At 75.1% G+C, this 3,798-nt stretch carries 2 protein-coding genes and 2 pseudogenes; 3 read left to right on the forward strand and 1 reads right to left on the reverse strand.

Going from position 1 to position 3,798, the window contains the following annotated elements; all coding sequences use genetic code 11:
• The 3 genes and pseudogenes from L1885_RS25240 to L1885_RS25250 form a co-directional block, all read left to right on the forward strand.
• A pseudogene (locus L1885_RS25240) lies at window positions 1-1,988 on the forward strand (ALF repeat-containing protein); the annotation flags it as partial.
• A 200-nt stretch (window positions 1,989-2,188) separates the two neighbouring features.
• Window positions 2,189-2,572 (forward strand): hypothetical protein, encoded by a 384-nt coding sequence (locus L1885_RS25245; protein ID WP_235799480.1) that lies wholly within the window; start codon window positions 2,189-2,191, stop codon window positions 2,570-2,572.
• Window positions 2,573-2,617: 45 nt separating this feature from the next.
• Entirely contained in the window at window positions 2,618-3,109 is a 492-nt protein-coding gene (locus L1885_RS25250) for a hypothetical protein (protein WP_235799481.1), read from the forward strand.
• 69 nt (window positions 3,110-3,178) lie between these two features.
• Here L1885_RS25250 and L1885_RS25255 read toward each other — a convergent pair.
• Window positions 3,179-3,798: pseudogene (locus L1885_RS25255) on the reverse strand (hypothetical protein); the annotation flags it as partial.

The raw sequence follows: 3,798 nt of genomic DNA on the forward strand, positions 1-3,798 counted from the left end.
CGGCGCAGACCCTCGCCAACCGGGCCGCCACCTCCGCGGCGGTCGCCCGTGACGCCGCCAACAGCGCGGCGGACCACGCCGACGCGGCGGCCGACGCGGCCGAGGAGGCCGCGGACCACGCGGGCGAGGCCGTCGAGTACGCCAAGCGCTCGACCGCCTTCGCCAAGGCGGCCGTCGAGGCCGCGAACACCGCGGCGGACGCCGTCCAGGAGGCCCTGGACGTGGAGGCGGCGGCCCGCGCGGCGGACGCCGACCGCATCGCGCAGGACACCCAGATCGGCACCGAGCTCGCGCGCACCGCGGCGCAGACCGAACTCGACGACACGGCGAACGCCGACAAGCAGCGCACGCAGGCGGAGAAGACGTCCCAGGACATCAAGGGCGCCCTCGCCGCCGCGACCGCCGCGCTGGCCGCCCAGGACACCGCGACGGCGCTGGCGAAGGGCCGCGCGGCGGCCGTCCTCCTCCTCGACTCGACCGGTACGTGGACGCGCGAGGCGGCAGCGTTCGCCCTGGCGGGCGCGGACGAGGACGTCGTCAACTGGCTGGAGACCGACCGCGCGATCGCCCAGGCCCAGGACGACCGCGAGACGGTGGTGGCCGTCGCGACGTACTCCACGTCCGCCGTCGCCCAGGCCGCCGCCGACGCGCTGGCCGCGGACGACCCGGCGGCCGTCAGCGCCTTCCTGGACACCGGCGCCATCGAGGCCGCGGCGACGGACAACCGCGTCAAGATCTTCACCCTGCTGGGCAACAGCCCCGGGGACGCCGTGAAGGCGGGCGCCCAGGCGGCGCTCGCCGACGGGAGCGCCCAGGCACTGCACCGGTTCCTGACCGTCGACCTCCTGGACGCGACCAAGCAGGACGACCATGTCGAGGTCTTCCGCCTGCTCGGCACCGGCGGCGCCTACATGCAGTCGGCCGCGCAGATCGTGCTGAGCGGGTCGGCCCGCATGCGGCGCAACTTCGTCGTCCACGACCAGTTCGACATCACGCGCCTCGACCAGGACGACGCCACGCACGTCGCCGCCGTGCGGGCGTCCATCGCCCACGCCGCGAACGTCGCGGCCACGGCCCAGCAGGACGCCGCCCTGGCGTCCAAGGCGGCCGCGGAGGCCAACCAGGCCGCCGAGGAGGCCGCCGACTGGGCCTCGAAGGCGAACGGTTACGCGAAGGACGCGTCCGACTCGGCCCAGGAGGCGAGGGACAACGCGGACGCCGCCGACAAGTCCGCCGCCGACGCGGCGAAGTCGGCCGCGACGGCCAAGCAGGCGGCCGTGGCGGCCCGGGGCGCGGCCCGTTCGGCGAACTACTCGATGAGCCGGGCGGCGGCCTCAGCGCAGCAGGCGGTCTCCTCGGCGGCGAGCGCGCAGGCCTCGGCGGCCTCCGCGCAGGCGTCCGCGGTCCAGGCGGGCAAGGACGCCAAGGCCGCGGCCGACGCCGCCTCGCAGGCCCGGCAGATCGCCACGGCGAAGGCCAAGGCGGAGGCGGCCGCCGCGGCGAAGAAGGCCGCGGACGACGCGAAGAAGAACGAGTCGAGCTCGTCGAACCCCTCGCAGACGTCGGACCACGACAAGCCCTGGTACGAGGACCTGGGCATCTGGCCCGAGGACGTCGGCAGCGTCGACGACTGGGCGACGGTCACCGGCCACTGGAGCACGGTCCTCGGGTCGATCGGGGTCGCCGCGGCCATCGGCGGACTGTTCCTCCCCCCGCCCGCCGACGCGATCGCCGAGGGCATCGCCCTGGGCGCCGGTCTCGCGTCCTGGGGCCTGCAAGGGGCGAGCGCCGTCCTGAACGGCATCGCGCACGGCATCGACAGCAGCGAGTTCCAGTCGGCGCTCGGGATGTTCCTCGTCGGCGGGATCTTCATGGGCGAGGGTGCCGTCCTCGGCAAGGTCGGCGAGGTCGCCGGCGAGGTGGGCGCCAAGGCGTCGAGCATCGCGAAGGACGCGACGACCACGGTCGTGGGCTGGCTCACCTGGTAGTCCGCCGCCACGGGCCGGCGGGACGGGGGCGGGAGCGGGGCCGCTATGCTGCCCCTCTCCCTCCCCCTCCCCCTCCCACCGGCCCGCCCGGCACCCGGTCACCGGGATCGGCCCCCAGCACCGGCGCCCGCAGCACGCAGCGCGGACCGGTGCGGACCGTCCGCGGTGCGGATCAACGCAGTTCAGGCAAGGGAAGGCGCATGCTGACAGCTCACCTGTCCGACACCGGCTGGATCGTTCTCGCCGTCCTGGCCGGACTGGCCCTCGGGGTCTCCCTGATGACCATGGGCGAGACCTGGCCGAAGCGGCTGGCCCTGCTCGTGGTGCCGCCCCTCGGGAGCTTCGTGTTCACCCTCGGCCGGTCGCTGGCGACCGGCGACTCGTGGCGCGTCCCGCTGTACCTGTACACGCTGGTGGCGCTCAGCATGGCGGCCACCCGGCTCATCTACACGCCGTGGATCAGGCGGCAGGCGGCCCTGCGGCGGGCGGGCGAACCGGTCGCCGTGGTGAAGGGGCGCCACTCGGCGCTCGCCCTGTTCACGATGCTGGCGGTCTTCGTCGGCCTGGCGTTCCTCATCCACTGACCGCCGGGGAGCAGCGGCCTTCCCCGGCCCGCGAAAGGGAATCGGGTGCCTCTCACACTGTGGCTCGCCATCGCGCTGATACCCAACGTGGTGCTGACCTGCGTGCTGCTGCGCTGGCTGCCCGAGCGGAGCGAGCGGTGGATCCCGGCGCTGTCCCCGCTCGTGCTCGCCGTGCTCGTGCTGATCGTGCGCCTCGCCACCGGGTCCGCGTGGTCCGGGGCGCTCGCCGCGGGCGCCGGTTTCCTGTGGGGGACCGTCGTGGGGCTGCTGCCGTTCCGGGGCTGGGTCTCGTCCTGGACGCTGCCCGTGCGGGGCGAGGCGCGGTTGCGGTGGCGCGAGGTGCTGCTCGTCCTGCTCGGCGCGGCGACTCCGCTGAACACGCGGCGGACCAAGGCGGCCATGGAGAAGGCGTTCACGCCGCGTGAAGTGCCGCGGGCACGCGGGCCGTTCCCGTACGCGCTGGGCGCGGCGCTGTTCCTCGTGCCCGTGCTGTGCGCCGTCGCCGCGGGGACGGCGGCCGCCGCCTGGACCCGGTGAGGCACGGCGCACGGACCGGGGCGCCCGCCCGCAGGCGGCACCGGGACCGGCGCACCCGGGGAGTGCGGCCTACAGGTCCGACGCCGTGCGCTGCTTGAGCCCGTACTGGCTCGCCACCGCGTTCCACAGCTTGGCCGCGCGGGTCTTCGCGGTCGTCGCCTCGCCACTCGACTTGTCGCCCTGGCCGGCCGCGGCGGTCCGGTGCGCGCTGCCGTGCTTGCAGACCTTGCGGCTCTTGGCCTCCCTCGCCCACTGCGCGTAGTGGTTGTCGGCCGCCGCGGACGCCTTCCAGCCCTCCGTGAGGGAGGCCGCGAGCTCGTCGTGGCTCGGCAGCTTGTCCATGGTGATCTTCCCGAGCTGGTCGACGAGGCCCTGGCGCTGGGTGGCCGCGTCGTGCAGGTGGCTCGCGGCGCCGTCGAGGTCCTTGCACGACTTGATGTCGGCGACCGCGCCGATCACGGCCTCGCGGCTGTTGTTGCTGTCCGAGAGGAGGGCGTCGAGTGCCTTCGCCTGGCCCTGGGCGGCGTCGTCCCCGCCGCCCTGCCCGGCGGCGCTCGGCGAGGCCGCCGACGTGTCCGCGGCGGTGGCGCTCGTGTCCTGCTTGTCGTCGCCGCCCCCGCCGCTGAGGAGGGCGCCGACCCCGAGGCCGACGACCGCGACGGCGGCGACCGCCGCGATCAGGATCGCGG

The organism is Streptomyces fuscigenes (assembly GCF_021556455.1).
GTDB lineage: Bacteria > Actinomycetota > Actinomycetes > Streptomycetales > Streptomycetaceae > Streptomyces > Streptomyces fuscigenes.